Source organism: Streptomyces sp. NPDC054961, from assembly GCF_053609145.1.
On the sequence record NZ_JBSGWY010000015.1, the window covers coordinates 89,770 to 107,510 of the forward strand.

A 17,741-nucleotide genomic window follows, 5' to 3' on the forward strand; every position below is an offset into this window, starting at 1 on the left:
GGTGCGGGGCGCCTGGCGGGCGCCGCGCGCCCGGCGCCGCCCCCCCCCCGGGGCCCCCCCCCCCCGGCGCCCCCCCCCCCCCCGGCCGCCGGACAGGGGGTCCGCGCGATGGCGTGGACGACGCCGCGGGAGCCGGTGACGGGCAGGGCCGGCGGGCGCGGCCGCTCCGGCGCCCCACGGTGGCGGAGCGGATTCATCTGCGAATCCGGCGCCCTCGAGCCGTGCGAAGCGTCCAGCTGTCTGGCGTCCGGCTCGCCGGTCGCCGCCATGGCGTTCGTGAAGGACCGACGGGATCCGGCGACGCCGCCGACGGTGAACGGAATGACGAGCACCGCCGCACGGGCGCGCTCCGCGCGCTGCTCCCGGTCCGGCGGGATGGCTCTTCGTGGCCGGCGGTCGGTCCCCGCGTTCCGGTGGGGACCCGCCCGGACGGCGGAGCCGAGCTACTCCGTAGCCTCGCCCGGCGGTGCGCATGGAGCGGGCCGCCGGGCGGGGCGCGGGACGGCCCCGTCCCTGCCTGTCCGGCACGGCCGGCCTCTGTGGCACCGAGGTGCTCACCGTCCCGGTGAGAGGCGTCCCGACGGGCGCCCCCTCGGCGGATGCCGCCTCGAGGGCCGGGCCCGCCGTCTCACTCGTGCCAGAGCGACTCCCGGACCTCCTCCGCCGTGGTCGGGCGGAGCTCGCCGTCGAGGAGCAGCCACCGCGTGATGCCGATCGACTCCAGGAACGGCACGTCGTGGCTGGCCACCACGAGCGCGCCCTCGTAGGAGTCCAGCGCGTCCGTCAACTGGCCCGCGCTCGCCAGGTCCAGGTTGTTCGTCGGCTCGTCCAGCATCAGCAACTGCGGAGCGGGCTCCGACAGCAACAGTGCCGCCAGCGTGGCCCGGAACCGTTCGCCGCCCGAGAGGGTGCCGGCGGGCCGGTCCGCCCGTGCGCCCCGGAACAGGAAATGGGCGAGCCGCGCGCGGATCAGGTTGTTCGTGGCGTGCGGGGCGAAGCGCGCCACGTTCTCCACCACCGAGCGGTCGTCGTCCAGTACGTCGAGACGCTGCGGCAGGAACCGCGTCGGCACGTGCGTCGCCGACTCCCCGGACGCCGCCTCCAGTTCTCCCGCGATCGTCCGGAGCAAGGTCGTCTTGCCGGAGCCGTTGCGGCCCACCAGTGCGATCCGCTCCGGGCCGCGCAGCTCCCACTCGCCCGCGACCGACGCGCCGTGGGCCAGGCGCAGATCGCGCAGGGTGAGTACGCGGCGGCCCGGCGGGACCTGGGTGGCGGGGAGTTCGATCCGGATCTCGGCATCGTCGCGCACCGCGTCGGCCGCCTGGTCGAGGCGTTCCTTGGCCTGGGCCAGCTTCTCGGCGTGCATGATGCGGTGCTTGCCAGCCGACTCCTGCGCCGCGCGCTTGCGGGCACCCATGACGATCTTGGGCTCGCGCTTGTTCTCGAACATCTTCTGTCCGTATCGCTTGCGCCGGGCCAGTTTCACTTGCGCGTCGGCCAGTTCGCGCTTCTGGCGCTGTACGTCGGCCTCCGCGACCCGGACCATCCGCTCGGCCGACTCCTGCTCGGCCGCGAGCAGGTCCTCGTAGTCCGTGAAGTTGCCGCCGTACCAGCGCACTTCGCCGTCCCGCAGATCGGCGATCTGGTCGACGCGCTCCAGCAGTTCCCGGTCGTGGCTGACCAGGAGCATCACCCCGGACCAGGATTCGACGGCCGCGTACAGCCGCCGGCGGGCCCGCAGGTCGAGGTTGTTGGTGGGCTCGTCCAGGAGCAGGACGTCCGGCCGGGCCAGCAAGAGGGCGGCCAGGCGCAGCAATACGCCTTCTCCGCCCGACAGTTGACCGACGGTACGGTCCAGTCCGATCCGGGAGAGTCCGAGCTGGTCGAGCGTGGCGAGGGCCCGCTCCTCCACGTCCCAGTCGTCGCCGACGGCGGCGAAGTTCGCCTCGGTGGCCTCGCCCGCCTCGATGGCGTGCAGAGCGGTCCGGGCGGCGCGGATCCCGAGTGCCTCGTCGACGCGCAGCGCGGTGTCGAGGGTGACGGTCTGCGGGAGATAGCCGACGCTGCCGGCTGTGTTCAACTGGCCTTCCGACGGCGACAGTTCACCCGCGATGAGTTTGAGCAGGGTGGACTTTCCGCAGCCGTTGAGCCCGATCAGGCCGGTACGTCCGGGGCCGACGGACAGATGGAAGTCGTCGAAGACGGGTGTTCCGTCAGGCCATTCGAAGGACAGGGCGGAGCAGGTGACGAAGGTGGGAGCAGGGCTCATGGAGGCCTCCAGGTTGCGTGAACGGTGCGTGCAACGCGGGGGAGACAGCCGGCCGTCGGTGATGCGGTGAGAGCGCGTAGGCGTCAAGGCGCGTACGTACTCGGGTGTGAAGGATGACGGGGGTCGGTGTCTCGGACCTCAGACGAGCAATGTCCTACTCCGTTTCGACGGCAATGGGGCGTCTACGAAGCTACGGGCGGTCGAAGCCGCTCGCAAACGAATTAGGGCGAGGGGGATGGGGGCGAGGGGGAGGGGCCGTGACCGGGAGGGTCAGCAGGAGTCGCGCATCAGTTCGGCGAGGCTCTGGTCCACGTCGAGGTAGAGGTGCTCCAGGCCCGGTGGCACGATCGTGGAGACGCGCTCCAGGAAGCGGTGCAGCTCGGCGGTCACCATCAGTACGATCGCGACCCCTTCGGGGGCGTGGAACTCGACGGTGGTCCGGTCGGCGTCGTACGGGCGCACCCGCACGTCCCCGTAGCCTGCCGGCCGGTCGAGCCCGACCTCCAGGAGTTCGCGCGAGAAGGTCCACGAGACCTCGACGCCTTCCAGGGTGGCGGGGGCGGGGAACGCCATGCGAACGGCGAAGGGGTCCGATCGGTCGTAGCAGAACGTGACCGGGACGGTGTCGACCTTCGGCGCGGTGGCAACCAGTCGGGCCTGCACGGCCTGCTCGATGACAGTGATCAAGGCTCGCTCCCTTGCGGCGGATCTCTCGCCGGAGACTGGGGTGGTGTCCGGCAACGGGATAGACGCTGAATTCGGCGAATCCGTGCACACGCGATTGCGTGAGCTGTGTCACCGAATGGCCTGAATCCATCTGTGTGATCGAACAGGGTGGCAGTGGCCACGGGCCCTGCGGCCCTCCCCACGGGCTCCGGAGCGGCCACAGTAAGGCTGGTTCCCGCTCACTCCACAGGCGCAAGGCGGCCGTGAGACTGCGGCGGGGTGCGCTGTTCGGGTGAGGGGTGAGGGGTGAGGGGTGGGGGGTGAGGGTGCGGGCTGGGTGGGGCTGGGTTGGGCTGCGGGTGGGTGGGGGCGTTGACGGTGGGGCGGGGGGGGGCCTTCGCTGCGGTCTGGCGGGTGCGTTGACAGGCCACAGCCCAGGCCACGGTGACCCCGCCCACGAACGCAGCCCAGGCCCACCCGCAGCCCAGCCCGGCCCAGCTCAACCCCACCTTCGCTCCGTCGCCCGCGGCCCGCCGTCAGAACCCCCTACGCCCCCGGGTTCTCGCGGACCGTCGAGAGGTCCGACGACGTCTTCGTCGCGAGGAACTCCGTGATGCGGTAGGCGCAGACGCCGGCCAGGGTGAAGGGGTCCTCCGAGGCGATCTTTTCGATCTCCGCGCGGGATACCCCGCCGGCCAGGATCATGCCGCCGTCGCGCGGGACCTTGCGGCCCGAGGCGAGGAAGATGCCGGCCGCGTAGTAGCCGTCCAGCCACGCGATGTGGGCGTCCATCTCTTCTTCGACGGCTTCGACGGGCGCGGTGTAGGTGAGCTCCATGACGAACATGATCGTCAGGCTACTCTCGCTCCACTATGACGAGCGCGAAGACCCCCGCCGACGAGGCCGAAGCCAAGGCGATACAAGACGAGCTGCGCGGACGCGTGGTGGTGAGCGAAGCCGGGCCGCCGCCCGGTACGGGGCTGATCGCCGGGGTGGACGTCGCCTACGACGACGAGCGCGACCTGGTCGCCGCCGCGGCCGTCGTGCTGGACGCCGCCACCCTCCAGGTGGTCGAGGAAGCCACCTCCGTCGGGCGCGTCAGCTTCCCCTACGTGCCCGGACTGCTCGCCTTCCGCGAGCTGCCGACCGTGCTCGCCGCGCTGGAGGCGCTGAGCGTCACGCCCGGCCTCGTCGTCTGCGACGGCTACGGGCTCGCCCACCCCCGCCGCTTCGGCCTCGCCTGCCACCTCGGCGTGGTCACCGGGCTGCCCGCCATCGGCGTCGCGAAGAACCCGTTCACCTTCACCTACGAGGAACCGGGCGCCCGGCGCGGTGACGCCGCCCCGCTGCGCGCGGCCGACGGGGAGGTCGTCGGGCGGGCGCTGCGCACGCAGGACGGGATCAAGCCCGTCTACGTGTCGGTCGGGCACCGCGTGTCGCTGGACAACGCCTGCGCCCACGCCCTCGCGCTCAGCCCCCGCTTCCGCATCCCGGAGACCACCCGGCACGCCGACTCGTTGTGCCGGCGGGCGCTGCGCGAGGCCACCGTCTAGGGCGGTGACCGCCGGCCGGCCGCCGGTGCGGGCGGTGGCCCGGCCAGGGGCGCGGGGGCCGGCGCGGGTGGGCGCAGCGCCGGCCGGTGATCAGTCCTCGGCCGCCACCCGGAAGCGGATGCCCGCCTTCTGGAGCCGGTCCAGCAGGGCGTCGCCCATGGCCACCGCGGTGGTCAGCTGGCCGGAGCGCCCGGGCAGGGCGTCGTAGGCGAGGCAGAGCGCCGACTCCGCCAGCATCTTCGCGGTCTCCCCGTAACCCGGGTCGCCGCCGGAGACCTCGGTGAAGACGCGGCGGCCCCCGCCCTCGCCCACGAACCGGACGCTGAACCAACTGCGCGCCCGCCGCTCCGCGTCCGGGCCGCGTCCGGGCTCCCAGCGGTCCGCGAGCCATTGCCGCACCGGCGGGATCTGTGCGAGCACGGCGGTCGCGCCGACCGCCGCCGCACCGCCGAGCGCTACGGGCAGGTGCCGCACGGAGGCGTAGTGCCGGTAGCGGAAGTCCGGACCGTACCGCTCCAGCGCGGCCGCCGACCGGGCCACGATCCTGGGGTCCAGCGTGGGCAGCGGCAGCGCCCAGGTCCCGGTCTCCCGGCTGTAGCGCGGTGCGCCCACGGGTCCCCGTACCCGCCGGCCCAGCAGTCGCGGCTCGTGCAGGCGGCGTGCGCGGCCGGCGGCCAGGAGCTGCGGTCCGCGGCCCATGGCGGTCAGCGCCGTGGTCAGGGTGCCGCCCGAGAAGACGGCGTTGGAGCGCATGAACCCGTCCACGCGGAGCGGCACCCCGGCCGGCAGCCGGCCGACGGTGAAGTAGGCGCCGAGGTCGGCCGGGACGGAGTCGAACCCGCAGGCGTGGACGATCCGGGCACCGCTCTCGCGGGCCCGCGCGTCGTGGTCCACGTATATCCGGTCCACGAACTCGGGCTCGCCGGTGAGGTCCAGGTAGTCGGTGCCCGTCGCGGCGCAGGCCGCGACCAGCTCGGCCCCGTACCAGACGTACGGGCCCACGGTCGTGGCCAGCACCCGGGTGGAGGCGGCCAGTTCGCGCAGTGCCCCGGCGTCCTGGGCGTCGGCGCGCAGCAACGGCAGGTCCGCGCAGCCCGGAGCGGTGGCGGCCAGCCGTTCGCGCAGCCGCTCCAGCTTCGCGAGGTCGCGGCCCGCGAGGGCCCAGCGGCAGCCGGCGGGGGCGTGGGCGGCGAGGTACTCGGCGGTCAGCGCCCCGACGAACCCGGTCGCGCCGAACAGCACGATGTCGTACTCCCGTTCCGCGGTGCGCGGTTCGTGTCGGGCATCTGCGTTCATCGGCGGCCTCGCAAGGTGTGTCGGTGTCGGTGGTGGCTGAGGCTAGCGCCCGTACGGGCGTTCCGCGCGGGCGGGTGTGACCGAGGGTAAGGGGCGCGGCGGTCCTGTACGGCCCGCCCCCCCCGCGCCGTCGGAGACCCGCCACGGACGGCCGCCGCGGCAAGCCCCTGCCGGGGGTCGGTTCTCTGCCGCCGGGCGCCGGGGCGTCGCGGTCGAGTCGCCGGCCGGGGTCGCGGGCCGGGTGTCGTCGGCCGGGTGTCGGCGGCCGGCGTTAGCGTGAGGAGGGACGGTCCCCTCGAGGGGCGAACCGTCGGCATGAGCCGGTGTGACCCGTACGCATGGGAGGCGTTGCGTCGATGAAGGCAGCGGTGCGCAAGTGGGAAGCGGTCCGGGCGTACGCCCTGGGGCTGCCCGAGGCCGGGGAGGAGTTCCCGTGGGGCCCCGAGGACCGTGTGGTGAAGGTCAACAAGAAGATCTTCGTCTTCCTCGGCAACGCGGACGGCCCGCAGCCGCCCGGGCTCTCCGTCAAGCTCAAGGACGAGGCGTTGCACGGTCATGCGATGACCGCTCCCGGCGCGGAGCCGACCGGCTACGGACTGGGGAGGGCCGGCTGGGTCTCCGTGCCCTTGGGGGAGAAGGGGGCGCCCTCCGCCGAGGTGCTGTGCGAATGGGTGGAGGAGAGCTACCGGACCGTCGCCCTCAAGCGGCATCTCAAGGAGCTCGACGCCCGGATCGCCGAGCGAAACGGGCCAACCGGCTAAGCGCTTGCTCTTGTGCTGAGTGGAACAGGTTCCTAGCATCACTGGTGTTACATCAGTTGTGTCACACAGTGGCCGCAGGGGTGCCACGGGATCCTGGGGGCTCGATGGCAGTGACAGGGAACGCGCCCGACAGCGAGCACGGCAGCGGGAGCGGCCGCGCGGGCGGCGATGCGACGGCCCGCGGCAGCGGCCCGCTCGCGGGCGTGCGCGTTGTCGAGCTGGCCGGCATCGGGCCGGGCCCGTTCGCCGCCATGGTCCTCGCCGACCTCGGGGCCGACGTCGTCCGCGTCGACCGCCCCGGAGGCGGCGCACTCGCGGTCAACCCCGCCTTCGACATCACCAATCGCAACAAGCGCTCCGTCCTCATCGACCTCAAGTCCGCCGAGGGCCCCGCCCGGGTGCTCGACCTGGTCGAGCGCGCCGACGTGCTCATCGAGGGCTTCCGCCCCGGGGTCGCCGAGCGGCTCGGCGTCGGCCCGGCCGACTGTCACGCCCGCAACCCGAAGCTCGTGTACGGCCGGATGACCGGCTGGGGGCAGGAAGGGCCGCTCGCCCACACCGCCGGGCACGACATCGCGTACATCGCCGTCACCGGCGCCCTCGGCATGATCGGCCGTGCGGGCGAGGCCCCGGCCGTCCCCGCCAACCTGGTGGGGGACTACGCGGGCGGTTCGCTCTACCTCGTCATCGGAGTCCTCGCCGCCCTCCAGCATGCCCGCACCCCGGGCGGCGCCGGCCAGGTGGTCGACGCGGCCATCGTCGACGGGACCGCCCATCTCACCGCCATGATCCACGGCATGGTGGCGGCCGGCGGCTGGCAGGACCGGCGCGGAGCCAACCTCCTCGACGGCGGCTGCCCCTTCTACGGCACCTACGAGACCTCCGACGGCCAGTACATGGCGGTCGGCGCGCTGGAACAGCAGTTCTACGACACCTTCGTGGAGCTGCTCGGCATCGCGGACCAGGCCCCCGCCCGCAAGGACCTGGCCCGCTGGGGCGAGCTCCGCGAGGCCGTCGCCGCGCGCTTCAAGACCCGTACCCGCGAGGAGTGGACGGCCGTCTTCGAGGGCACCGACGCCTGCGTGGCGCCCGTGCTCTCGCTGCGCGAGGCCCCGCACCACCCGCACCTCGCCGCCCGCGCCACCTTCAGCGACTTCGGCGGGATCACCCAGCCGGCCCCCGCGCCCCGCTTCTCCGCGACCCCCGCCGCCGTCGTGAGCGGCCCGGCGCTGCCCGGCGCGCACACGGAGTCGGTCGCGGCCGACTGGGGCGTACCGGCGCTGCTGGGGAAGGAGGGCTGATGGAACTGTCCATGCTGCTGGACTACGCCGGGGACCCGCGCCGGGCCGCCGACCAGGCGGCCGCGCTGGAGGCGGCCGGCCTCGACGCGGTGTGGGTCGCCGAGGCCTGGGGCTTCGACTCCCCGACGATCATGGGATACCTGGCGGCCCGCACCGAGCGGATGAAGATCGGCTCCGCCATCCTCAACGTCTATTCGCGCACGCCCGCGCTCATCGCCCAGACGGCGGCGGGCCTGGACGCGATGTCCGGCGGCCGGGCGCTGCTCGGCCTCGGCGCGTCGGGCCCGCAGGTGGTCGAGGGCTGGCACGGGAAGCCGTACGACAAGCCGATCGGCCGGACCCGCGAGACGGTCGAGCTGTGCCGGCGCATCTGGCGCCGCGAGACCATCGACCACCACGGCATCACCGACATGCCGCTGCCGCCGGACAAGGGCGGCCGGCACGGCAAGCCGTTGAAGATGCTGACCCGGCCGGTCCGCGCGGACATCCCCGTCTACGTGGCCTCGCTGGGCCCGGCGAACGTGCGGATGACGGCCGAGATCGCCGACGGCTGGCTCCCCACCCTCTTCGTGCCGGAGAAGGCCGACGCCGTGTGGGGGAGCGCGCTCGCGCAGGGCGCCGCGCTGCGCGCGCCGGGACTCGGCCCGCTGCGGACCGTGGCGGGCGGGCTCCTGGCCATCGGCCCGGACGCGGCGGCCGTACGGGAGCTCGCGCGGCCGCAGATCGCCCTGTACGTCGGCGGCATGGGCGCGGTCGGCAAGAACTTCTACAACGACCTGGCCGTGGCCTACGGGTACGGGGACGCCGCCCGCGAGATCCAGGAGCTCTACCTCTCCGGCCACCAGCGCGCGGCCGCGGCCGCCGTCCCGGACGAACTGTGCGAACTCACCACCCTGTGCGGGCCGGAGGGCTACGTGCGCGAGCGCGTCGAGGCCTTCCGGGCCGCCGGGGTGACCATGCTCAACGTCACGCCCGTCGGCCCCGAGCCGGCCCGGCTCGTCGAAACCGTCAAGAACTGGCTCTAGGGGGCCCCTGCAATGAAACGCCAGCTCTTCGACGCCGACCACGAGGCGTTCCGCGAGACCGTCCGCACCTTCCTCACCAAGGAGGTGCTGCCGCACTACGAGCAGTGGGAGAAGGACGGCATCGTCAGCCGCGAGGCCTGGCGCGCCGCCGGCCGCCAGGGGCTGCTCGGCCTGGCCGTCCCGGAGGAGTACGGGGGCGGCGGCAACACCGACTTCCGGTACGCGGCGGTCATCGCCGAGGAGTTCACCCGGGCGGGCGCCGCCGGGCTCGCGATCGGCCTGCACAACGACATCATCGGGCCGTACCTGACGTCGCTGGCGACCGAGGAGCAGAAGCGCCGCTGGCTGCCCGGATTCTGCTCCGGCGAGATCATCACCGCCATCGCGATGACCGAGCCGGGCGCGGGCTCCGACCTCCAGGGCATCAGGACCACCGCCGAGGACGCGGGCGACCACTGGGTGCTCAACGGCTCCAAGACCTTCATCTCGAACGGGATCCTCGCCGACCTCGTGATCGTGGTCGCGAAGACCACGCCCGAGGGCGGGGCGCACGGGATGTCGCTGCTGGTCGTGGAGCGCGGCACCGAGGGCTTCGAGCGAGGCCGCAACCTCGACAAGATCGGCCAGAAGGCGCAGGACACCGCCGAGCTCTTCTTCAACGACGTGCGCGTCCCGAAGGAGAACCTGCTCGGCGAGCTGAACGGGGCCTTCGTCCACCTGATGACCAATCTCGCGCAGGAGCGGATGGGCATCGCGATGGCGGGCATCGCCGCCGCCGAGTACCTGCTGGAGATCACCACGCAGTACGTGAAGGAGCGCGAGGCCTTCGGGCGGCCGCTCTCCAAGCTCCAGCACATCCGGTTCGAGATCGCGGAGATGGCCACCGAGTGCGCGGTCACGCGTACGTTCCTCGACCGCTGCATCACCGACCATGCCAACGGGGAGCTGGACCACGTCCACGCCTCGATGGCCAAGTGGTGGGCCACCGAGCTCCAGAAGCGGGTCGCCGACCGCTGCCTGCAACTGCACGGCGGCTACGGCTACATGACCGAATACCGGGTCGCGCGGGCCTTCACCGACGGCCGGATCCAGACCATTTACGGCGGTACGACCGAGATCATGAAGGAGATCATCGGCCGCTCCCTGCTCGGCTAGCACCCGGGCGCCGGGCCTCAGGCTCCCGGCCCCGGTCACGCCGCGCCCCCCTCGTCCGAACTCGCCCGATCCGCCTCCGCACCTCCGAAAGGCTTGACCAGTGAGCACCGAAGCTTACGTATACGACGCGATCCGCACCCCCCGCGGCCGCGGCAAGGCCAATGGCTCCCTGCACGGCACCAAGCCGATCGACCTCGTCGTCGGCCTCATCCACGCCCTGCGCGAGCGCAACCCCGGCCTGGACCCCGCCACCATCGACGACATCGTGCTCGGCGTCGTCGGCCCGGTCGGCGACCAGGGCTCCGACATCGCCCGGATCGCGGCCATCGCCGCCGGTCTGCCGGACACCGTCGCGGGCCTCCAGGAGAACCGCTTCTGCGCGTCCGGACTGGAAGCCGTCAACCTGGCCGCCGCCAAGGTCCGCTCCGGCTGGGAGGACCTGGTCCTCGCCGGCGGCGTCGAGTCCATGTCCCGCGTCCCGATGGCCTCGGACGGCGGAGCCTGGTTCAACGACCCGATGACCAACTGGGACACCGGCTTCGTCCCGCAGGGCATCGGCGCCGACCTGATCGCCACGATCGAGGGATTCTCCCGGCGCGACGTGGACGAGTACGCCGCCCTGTCGCAGGAACGCGCCGCCGCGGCCATCAAGGACGGCCGCTTCGCCAAGTCCGTCGTCCCGGTCACCGACCGCAACGGCCTGGTCGTCCTGGACCACGACGAGTTCGTCCGCCCCGGCACCACCGCCGACACCCTGGCCAAGCTGAAGCCGTCCTTCGCGGACATCGGCGACCTCGGCGGATTCGACGCCGTCGCGCTGCAGAAGTACCACTGGGTCGAGAAGATCGACCACGTCCACCACGCGGGCAACTCCTCCGGCATCGTCGACGGCGCCTCGCTCGTCGCGATCGGCTCCCGCGAGGCCGGCGCCCGCAACGGGCTCACGCCCCGCGCCCGGATCGTCTCGGCCGCCGTCTCCGGCTCCGAGCCCACCATCATGCTCACCGGCCCCGCCCCGGCCACCCGCAAGGCCCTCGCCAAGGCCGGGCTGACCATCGACGACATCGACCTGATCGAGATCAACGAGGCCTTCGCCGGCGTCGTGCTCCGCTTCGTCAAGGACATGGGCGTCTCCCTCGACAAGGTCAACGTCAACGGCGGCGCCATCGCGCTCGGCCACCCGCTCGGCGCCACCGGCGCGATGATCCTCGGCACGGTCGTCGACGAACTGGAGCGCCAGGACAAGCGCTACGGGCTCGTCACCCTCTGCGTCGGTGGCGGCATGGGCGTCGCGACCGTCGTCGAACGCCTCTGACCCGTCCCGGTATCCCAGACCACCTCCCTGACACGGCCGACACGGAAGTAGCGAAAATGAGCGAGTCCACCACGATCCGCTGGGAACAGGACGACACCGGAGTCGTCACCCTCGTCCTGGACGACCCCGACCAGTCCGCCAACACGATGAACCAGGCCTTCAAGGACTCCATCGCGGCGATCGCGGACCGGGCCGAGGCCGAGAAGGATGCCATCCGCGGCATCATCTTCACCTCCGCCAAGAAGACCTTCTTCGCGGGCGGAGACCTCAAGGACATGATCCGGCTGCGCCCCGAGGACGCGCAGCTCGCCTTCGACACCGGCACCGCGATCAAGAGCTCGCTGCGCCGCATCGAGACCCTCGGCAAGCCCGTGGTCGCCGCGATCAACGGCGCGGCCCTGGGCGGCGGTTACGAGATCTGCCTGGCCTCCCACCACCGCGTCGCCCTCGATGCGCCCGGCTCGAAGATCGGCCTGCCCGAGGTCACCCTCGGCCTGCTCCCGGCCGGCGGCGGCGTCACCCGCACCGTCCGCCTCATGGGCATCGCCGACGCGCTGCTCAAGGTGCTGCTCCAGGGGACCCAGTACAGCCCCCAGCGCGCCCTGGACAACGGTCTGGTCCACGAACTGGCCGCCACGCCCGAGGAGATGCTCGCCAAGGCCCGCGCCTTCATCGACGCGAACCCGGTCTCGCAGCAGCCGTGGGACGTCAAGGGCTACCGGATCCCCGGTGGCACCCCGTCCAACCCGCGCTTCGCCGCCAACCTCCCGGCCTTCCCGGCCAACTTGAAGAAGCAGCTCGCCGGCGCCCCCTACCCGGCGCCGCGCAACATCCTGGCCTGCGCCGTCGAAGGCTCCCAGGTGGACTTCGAGACCGCGCTGACCATCGAGGCCCGCTACTTCACCGAGCTGGTCACCGGGCAGACCGCCAAGAACATGATCCAGGCGTTCTTCTTCGACCTCCAGGCCGTCAACGCCGGCCGCAGCCGCCCCCAGGGTGTGGCGCCCCGCAAGGTCACCAAGGTCGCCGTCCTCGGCGCCGGCATGATGGGCGCCGGAATCGCCTACTCCTGTGCCCGCGCGGGCATCGAGGTCGTGCTGAAGGACGTGACCCCCGAGGCCGCCGCGAAGGGCAAGGCCTACTCCGAGAAGCTGCTGGACAAGGCGCTGTCGCGCGGCCGTACGACCGAGGCCCAGCGCACCGAACTGCTGGCCCGGATCACCCCGACCGCCGACCCGGCCGACCTCACGGGCTGCGACGCCGTCATCGAGGCCGTCTTCGAGGACACCGCCCTCAAGCACAAGGTGTTCCAGGAGATCCAGGAGTTCCTCACTCCCGACGCGCTGCTCTGCTCCAACACCTCCACGCTGCCCATCACGGGCCTGGCGGAAGGGGTTGCGCGTCCCGCCGACTTCATCGGACTGCACTTCTTCTCGCCCGTCGACAAGATGCCGCTGGTGGAGATCATCAAGGGTGAGCGGACCGGCGACGAGGCCGTCGCCCGCGCCTTCGACCTCGTACGGCAGATCAACAAGACCCCGATCGTGGTCAACGACTCGCGCGGCTTCTTCACCTCGCGCGTCATCGGCCAGTTCATCAACGAGGGCGTCGCGATGGTCGGCGAGGGCATCGAGCCCGCCTCCGTCGAGCAGGCCGCGGCCCAGGCCGGGTACCCGGCCAAGGTCCTCTCCCTGATGGACGAGTTGACGCTCACCCTGCCCCGCAAGATCCGCAACGAGACCCGCAAGGCCTTCGAGGCCGAGGGCCGTCCCTGGTCGGAGCACCCCGCCGACACCGTCATCGACCGCATGGTCGACGAGTTCGGGCGCCCCGGGCGCAGCGGCGGCGGCGGTTTCTACGCGTACGACGAGGGCGGCAAGCGCGCGGGCCTCTGGCCGGGGCTGCGCGAGCACTTCACCAAGGCCGCAGGGGACGGACACGTCGAGATCCCGTTCGAGGACATGAAGGAGCGGATGCTCTTCTCCGAGGCGCTGGACACCGTCCGCTGCTTCGACGAGGGCGTCCTGACCTCGTACGCCGACGCCAACATCGGCTCGATCATGGGCATCGGCTTCCCGGCCTGGACCGGTGGCGTGATCCAGTACATCAACGGCTACGAGGGCGGCCTGCCCGGCTTCGTCGCCCGGGCCCGTGAGCTGGCCGCCCAGTACGGCGAGCGGTTCACCCCGCCCGCCTCGCTGGTGGAGAAGGCCGAGCGCGGCGAGACGTACGCCGACTGACCCGTCCGCCGCGCGGTCCCGGGGCCGGCGAGCCCCGGGACCGCGCGGGAGGGGTCAGGCCGTGGTGTGCGGAGGACGCCCGATGGCGTGCAACGTCGCGAACGGGCCCCGGTGTCCGGCGCCGTCCGGCGTGGTCCAGCCGGCGGTGAGCCGGCCGAGGGTCCCGGCGGAGGCGGACGAGGCCTCGTGCGCGTCCGCGCCTTCGCGAAGGTCCTCGTCGTGGGCCCGCAGTACGCGCGTCACGGTGAGCGCCGCCCGCCCGCCACGAGCACGTCCGTGCCCCGCGCCGTGTGGGAGACCTCCAGAGGTCCGGGCGAGAGCGCCGACGGGAGTTCGCCGCCGTACCACGCGGTGACGGACGGGTCCGGGGTGTCGCTCGCGGTCTGGTGCTGTGCGACGGCGCGGCCCTGCAGCAGGGCGAGCAACCGGTCCACGAGCACCGGGTCGTGGGCGCCGTCGTAGATCCACCGCGTGCCGAGCACACCGTGCTCGGAGGTCCCCACGAGGCCCGCTCCGGCGTCGCCCGCGCCCCCTGCGTCCCCCGCGTCCCCGATGGCGCCGAGCGGGGCGCCGCGGTAGGTGAGGGGCACGTGGTAGGTGGTCTCCCGTCCGCCCGAGGTGTCGGTGAGCACCATGAACTCCATGCCCACCTCGCCCTGCGGATCGTCGAGCCGGAAGCCGCCCGACCGGGCCAGGGCGGGCGGGTGCCCCGTGGCCACGTACCACGGCCGCGTCGGCAGCCAGGCAGTGACGAGTTCCAGCTTGCCGGGGGTCATCGTCGTCTTGTAGATCGTCGCCATGGGGCGAACCTACTCCGCCTCCGGGACGAAGGCGGCGCGCAGTTCCTCCTTCAGCGAGCGCTGGAAGGCCGTCACCAGCGCCTGAACCACCATCGGCTGCATGTGCGCGGACAGCGCCTTCATGGCCTCGACCCGCTCCGGATCGCTCTCGCCCTCGGTGAACGGGCCCCACACCTCGTCGCGGAAGAGCGCGGTCAACTGGTGTGCGGCCGTGCGCGCGTGCTCCAGCAGGACCGTGCGGGCGGCCAGGATCGTCTCGTGGGCGATCGGCACGTCGAGCAGGGCGACCCCGAGCCGCAGCAGCCCCACGTCCACCCGGTAGCCCTCCGCGGCCGGAGCCAGCACGTTCATCGCCGTCAGCCGCCGCAGGTCGGCCTCCGTCAGGGTCCGGCCGGCCCGCTTCTCCAGCTCGGCGAGCGAGGACTCCAGCGCGGCGTCCGGGGCCCAAGTGGCCACCAGCGCGCGGTGGATCGCCAGATCGTGGGCGCTCAGGTCGTCGGGCAGCGCGTCGAGGTACCGCTCGATGGCGGACAGGGTCATGCCCTGGTGCTGCAACTCCTCGATGAGCGCCAGCCGGGAGAGGTGCTCGGGCCCGTAGTGCCCCACCCGACGGGGTCCGATCACGGGAGGGGGCAAAAGCCCGCGGGTGCTGTAGAACCGTACGGTGCGGACGGTCACGCCCGCCCTGGCCGCCAGTTCGTCGACGGTGAGCGCCGGCTCGGGTGCCTGGGTGGTCATGTGCGCTCCGCCTCGCTCTCTGATCAGCACGTCTTCGCTCGGCACAGATCGTGTACCGCGGTTCAACAGTATTGCTGTCGCACCAACGATGTGAAACGGCCAGGAGCTGCCCATGACCACGAAACTGCGACTGCCCGCCCCTCTCGACGAGCTCACCCTCCCCGACCTGCTGGCGCGCAACGCCGCCGAGTACGCGGACCTGCCCGCCCTCTCGTGGCGCGAGGGCGCGGGCTGGTCCACCCTCAGCTGGGCGGACGTCCGCCGGACCGTGTCCGTCCTCGCCTCCGGCTACGCCGCCCTGGGCGTGGAGCGCGGCGAGCACGTCCTGCTGATGATGGGCAACCGCCCCGAGCACTGGCTCACGGACCTCGCGCTCGTCCACCTCGGCGCCGTGCCCGTCACCGTGTACGGGACCTCCGCGCCCGGGCAGATAGCCCACATAGCCCGCCACAGCCGGGCCAGGGTCGCCGTGGTCGAGGGGGCCCGGGAACTCGCCCGGTGGGAGCCGCTGCTGTCCGACCCGCAGGTCCCCCTGGAGCGGCTCGTCGTGGCCGAGGCCGCGGAGGCGGGCCCGCACCGCACCTACGGCTCCCTGCGCGCGAGCGGCGCCCGCCTGCACCGTCCCGAGGCCTTCGAGAAGGCCGCGCGCGAGATCCGCCCCGAGGACCCGCTGACCGTCGTCTACACCTCGGGCACCACCGGCGACCCCAAGGGCGTCCGCCTCACCCACCGCAACGTCATGCTCCAGGCCGTCCGGCTCGACCGGCACGTGGATCTGCCCGAGCACGCCGAGCACGTCTGCTACCTGCCCTTCGCGCACATCGCCGAGCGCGTCCTCGGCATCTACCTGCCGCTGCTGCGGGCCGCCCACGTCCGGCTGTGCGCCGATCCGGCCGCCGTGTCGGTCGCGGTGCGCGAGCTGCACCCCGTGCAGTTCTTCGGCGTCCCCCGGGTGTGGGAGAAGCTGGCCGCCTCCGTACGGGCGGTGCTCGAGCGGCTGCCCGAGGAGCAGCGCCGCGCCATCGGGGCGGCGAACGACGTGGCGCGGGCCCGTGCGGCCCACCAGGAGCGCGGGGAAGAGCTTCCGGCCGCGCTCGAAGCCTCGTACGCCGTCGCGAAGGACCGGGTGCTGGACCCCCTGCTCTCGCTGGCGGGGCTGGACCGGCTGGTCTGGACGGCGAGCGCCACCGCGCCGATGCCGATCGACGTGGTCCGCTTCTGGGCGGGCTGGGGGATCACGATCATGGACGCCTGGGGGCTGACCGAGACCTCGGGGGTGTGCACGGTCAACAGCCCGGACGGTTTCCGGCTGGGTTCGGTGGGCCGCCCGATCGACGGGCTGGAGCTCAGGCTCGCCGCCGACGGGGAGATCCTCACGCGCGGGGAGACGGTCTTCGGCGGCTACCTGCTCCCCGACGGGTCGGTGGAGAGCGCCTGCGACGACGAGGGCTGGTTCCCGACGGGGGACGTCGGCCGGCTCGACGAGGACGGGTTCCTCTGGCTGACCGACCGGAAGAAGGAACTGATCATCACCTCGAACGGCAAGAACGTCTCGCCGGCCCTGGTGGAGAACACCGTCAAGGAACACCCGCTGATCGGGCAGGCGCTGGTGCACGGCGACGGCCGCTCCTACCTCGTCGCCCTCCTGGTCCTGGACCCGGAACTGGCCCCGGCCTGGGCCGCGGCGCACGGGATCGAGGCCGCCACGCCCGGCGAGCTGGCCGCGCACCCGGCCGTGCGGGAGGAGGTCGACCGCGCCGTCGGGGCGGCCAACGCGCGGCTCAACCGGACCGAGCAGATCAAGCGCTACCGGCTGCTGACCGAGGAATGGGGCCCGGATTCGGGGGAGCTGACGCCCTCGCTGAAGCTGCGCCGCCGGGTGATCCGGGAGAAGTACGGGGCCCTGATCGAGGGGCTGTACGAGCAGCCACACGAGGCTTCGTAGGAGCTGTGTACCTCACCGAGCCGGCCGCCTTCGAGCATCTTCCAGGACTTCGCGAGCGAGCGGGAGCGCTCGAAGGGGGCCGGCTGAGCGGATCCGGTACCGTCCGGCGAGCTCCGGCGAGCTCCGGCGAGCTCCGGCGAGCTCGGGGGAGGTGCGGTTCAGCGGGCTGTGCCGATGACGATGGCCGCGAGGAGACCGAGCACGCTCGCCACGTAGAGCAGCTGCCGGACGGGCTCGTTCACCGGGCGCCGGCCGGGCGGTGCTCAACGACCGTCGACACCATGATCCGGATGATGCGGGCGAGGCCGCGGGCGTGGTTCCAGTTCGCGTGGTCGCCGTGGCCCAGCGGGCCCGCGTCGACGAAGTACGACCATTCGATCAGCGCGGCGCCCGCGCGTTCGGTGCGCTGGGCCCCCGGGATCCGGGACACCGCGGCGTGGAGGTTCTGCCCGGCGCTGATCAGGTCGTCGATCAGGTGCGCCACGCCCTCGGCGTCGGGCCGCTGGTCGTAAGGCGCCAGGGCCCGCGCCGCGAGCTCCTCGGCCGTCTGCGTCTCGCCGGGGTTCATTCGGGGGTGCTCCCTACCGTCATCAGCGGGTGGTGAGACGACGGTAGGGCAGGTCAGCAGGGGCGAGGGGTGGAGTTCCTACCCCCTCGCCGAGGGGTAAGGTTCCTAC

Annotated in this window: 16 protein-coding genes; 8 read left to right on the top strand and 8 right to left on the bottom strand. The window is 72.6% G+C overall.

Annotated elements, in window-relative coordinates; translation table 11 throughout:
- Positions 1–628 precede the first annotated feature (628 nt).
- The 3 genes from ACWF9Z_RS16220 to ACWF9Z_RS16230 form a co-directional block, all read right to left on the bottom strand.
- Positions 629–2,269, bottom strand: a complete 1,641-nt coding sequence (locus tag ACWF9Z_RS16220; protein ID WP_453602609.1) for an ABC-F family ATP-binding cassette domain-containing protein — start codon at positions 2,267–2,269, stop codon at positions 629–631.
- 270 nt (positions 2,270–2,539) lie between these two features.
- Positions 2,540–2,956: an SsgA family sporulation/cell division regulator gene (locus tag ACWF9Z_RS16225; RefSeq protein WP_453602610.1), complete on the bottom strand. Its 417-nt coding sequence runs from the start codon at positions 2,954–2,956 to the stop codon at positions 2,540–2,542.
- A gap of 525 nt (positions 2,957–3,481) precedes the next feature.
- Positions 3,482–3,781, bottom strand: a complete 300-nt coding sequence (locus tag ACWF9Z_RS16230; protein WP_453602612.1) for a YciI family protein — start codon at positions 3,779–3,781, stop codon at positions 3,482–3,484.
- A 26-nt stretch (positions 3,782–3,807) separates the two neighbouring features.
- Here ACWF9Z_RS16230 and ACWF9Z_RS16235 point away from each other — a divergent pair, with 26 nt between their 5' ends.
- Positions 3,808–4,488: an endonuclease V gene (locus ACWF9Z_RS16235; protein ID WP_453602614.1), complete on the top strand. Its 681-nt coding sequence runs from the start codon at positions 3,808–3,810 to the stop codon at positions 4,486–4,488.
- Between the two features lie 90 nt (positions 4,489–4,578).
- On the opposite strand, the gene ACWF9Z_RS16240 is transcribed toward ACWF9Z_RS16235, so the two are convergent.
- Positions 4,579–5,784 carry a saccharopine dehydrogenase family protein gene (locus ACWF9Z_RS16240; RefSeq protein WP_453602616.1) on the bottom strand — a complete coding sequence of 402 codons (1,206 nt, stop codon included), beginning with the start codon at positions 5,782–5,784 and terminating at the stop codon, positions 4,579–4,581.
- A 356-nt stretch (positions 5,785–6,140) separates the two neighbouring features.
- On the opposite strand from ACWF9Z_RS16240, the gene ACWF9Z_RS16245 reads away from it, so the two are divergent.
- From ACWF9Z_RS16245 to ACWF9Z_RS16270, 6 genes are all read left to right on the top strand, one after another.
- Positions 6,141–6,545, top strand: coding sequence for an MmcQ/YjbR family DNA-binding protein (locus tag ACWF9Z_RS16245; RefSeq protein ID WP_453602618.1), 405 nt, complete (start codon positions 6,141–6,143; stop codon positions 6,543–6,545).
- Between the two features lie 44 nt (positions 6,546–6,589).
- A complete protein-coding gene (locus ACWF9Z_RS16250; protein WP_453602620.1) occupies positions 6,590–7,846 on the top strand; it encodes a CaiB/BaiF CoA transferase family protein in 1,257 nt (418 codons plus the stop codon).
- Positions 7,846–8,871, top strand: a complete 1,026-nt coding sequence (locus ACWF9Z_RS16255) for an LLM class F420-dependent oxidoreductase (protein WP_453602622.1) — start codon at positions 7,846–7,848, stop codon at positions 8,869–8,871. Before ACWF9Z_RS16250 ends, ACWF9Z_RS16255 begins: the two co-directional genes overlap by 1 nt.
- 12 nt (positions 8,872–8,883) lie before the next feature.
- Positions 8,884–10,026, top strand: coding sequence for an acyl-CoA dehydrogenase family protein (locus ACWF9Z_RS16260; protein ID WP_453602624.1), 1,143 nt, complete (start codon positions 8,884–8,886; stop codon positions 10,024–10,026).
- A 100-nt stretch (positions 10,027–10,126) separates the two neighbouring features.
- A complete protein-coding gene (locus ACWF9Z_RS16265; RefSeq protein WP_453602626.1) occupies positions 10,127–11,341 on the top strand; it encodes an acetyl-CoA C-acetyltransferase in 1,215 nt (404 codons plus the stop codon).
- Between the two features lie 56 nt (positions 11,342–11,397).
- Complete coding sequence (locus tag ACWF9Z_RS16270) at positions 11,398–13,581, top strand: 3-hydroxyacyl-CoA dehydrogenase NAD-binding domain-containing protein (RefSeq protein WP_453602628.1); 2,184 nt, start codon at positions 11,398–11,400, stop codon at positions 13,579–13,581.
- Positions 13,582–13,635: 54 nt separating this feature from the next.
- On the opposite strand, the gene ACWF9Z_RS16275 is transcribed toward ACWF9Z_RS16270, so the two are convergent.
- The 3 genes from ACWF9Z_RS16275 to ACWF9Z_RS16285 are packed head-to-tail and all read right to left on the bottom strand — an operon-like array spanning position 13,636 to position 15,119.
- Complete coding sequence (locus ACWF9Z_RS16275; RefSeq protein WP_453602630.1) at positions 13,636–13,824, bottom strand: hypothetical protein; 189 nt, start codon at positions 13,822–13,824, stop codon at positions 13,636–13,638.
- Complete coding sequence (locus ACWF9Z_RS16280; RefSeq protein WP_453602632.1) at positions 13,821–14,381, bottom strand: maltokinase N-terminal cap-like domain-containing protein; 561 nt, start codon at positions 14,379–14,381, stop codon at positions 13,821–13,823. The genes ACWF9Z_RS16275 and ACWF9Z_RS16280 overlap by 4 nt, the downstream gene beginning before the upstream one ends.
- 9 nt (positions 14,382–14,390) lie before the next feature.
- The gene (locus tag ACWF9Z_RS16285) at positions 14,391–15,119 is read right to left on the bottom strand and encodes a MerR family transcriptional regulator (RefSeq protein ID WP_453602634.1); all 729 of its coding nucleotides are present in this window, start codon (positions 15,117–15,119) and stop codon (positions 14,391–14,393) included.
- 112 nt (positions 15,120–15,231) lie between these two features.
- Here ACWF9Z_RS16285 and ACWF9Z_RS16290 point away from each other — a divergent pair, with 112 nt between their 5' ends.
- Entirely contained in the window at positions 15,232–17,064 is a 1,833-nt protein-coding gene (locus ACWF9Z_RS16290; RefSeq protein WP_453602636.1) for an AMP-dependent synthetase/ligase, read from the top strand.
- A 238-nt stretch (positions 17,065–17,302) separates the two neighbouring features.
- Here ACWF9Z_RS16290 and ACWF9Z_RS16295 read toward each other — a convergent pair whose 3' ends face one another.
- Complete coding sequence (locus tag ACWF9Z_RS16295; RefSeq protein WP_453602638.1) at positions 17,303–17,632, bottom strand: DUF6415 family natural product biosynthesis protein; 330 nt, start codon at positions 17,630–17,632, stop codon at positions 17,303–17,305.
- Positions 17,633–17,741 lie beyond the last annotated feature (109 nt).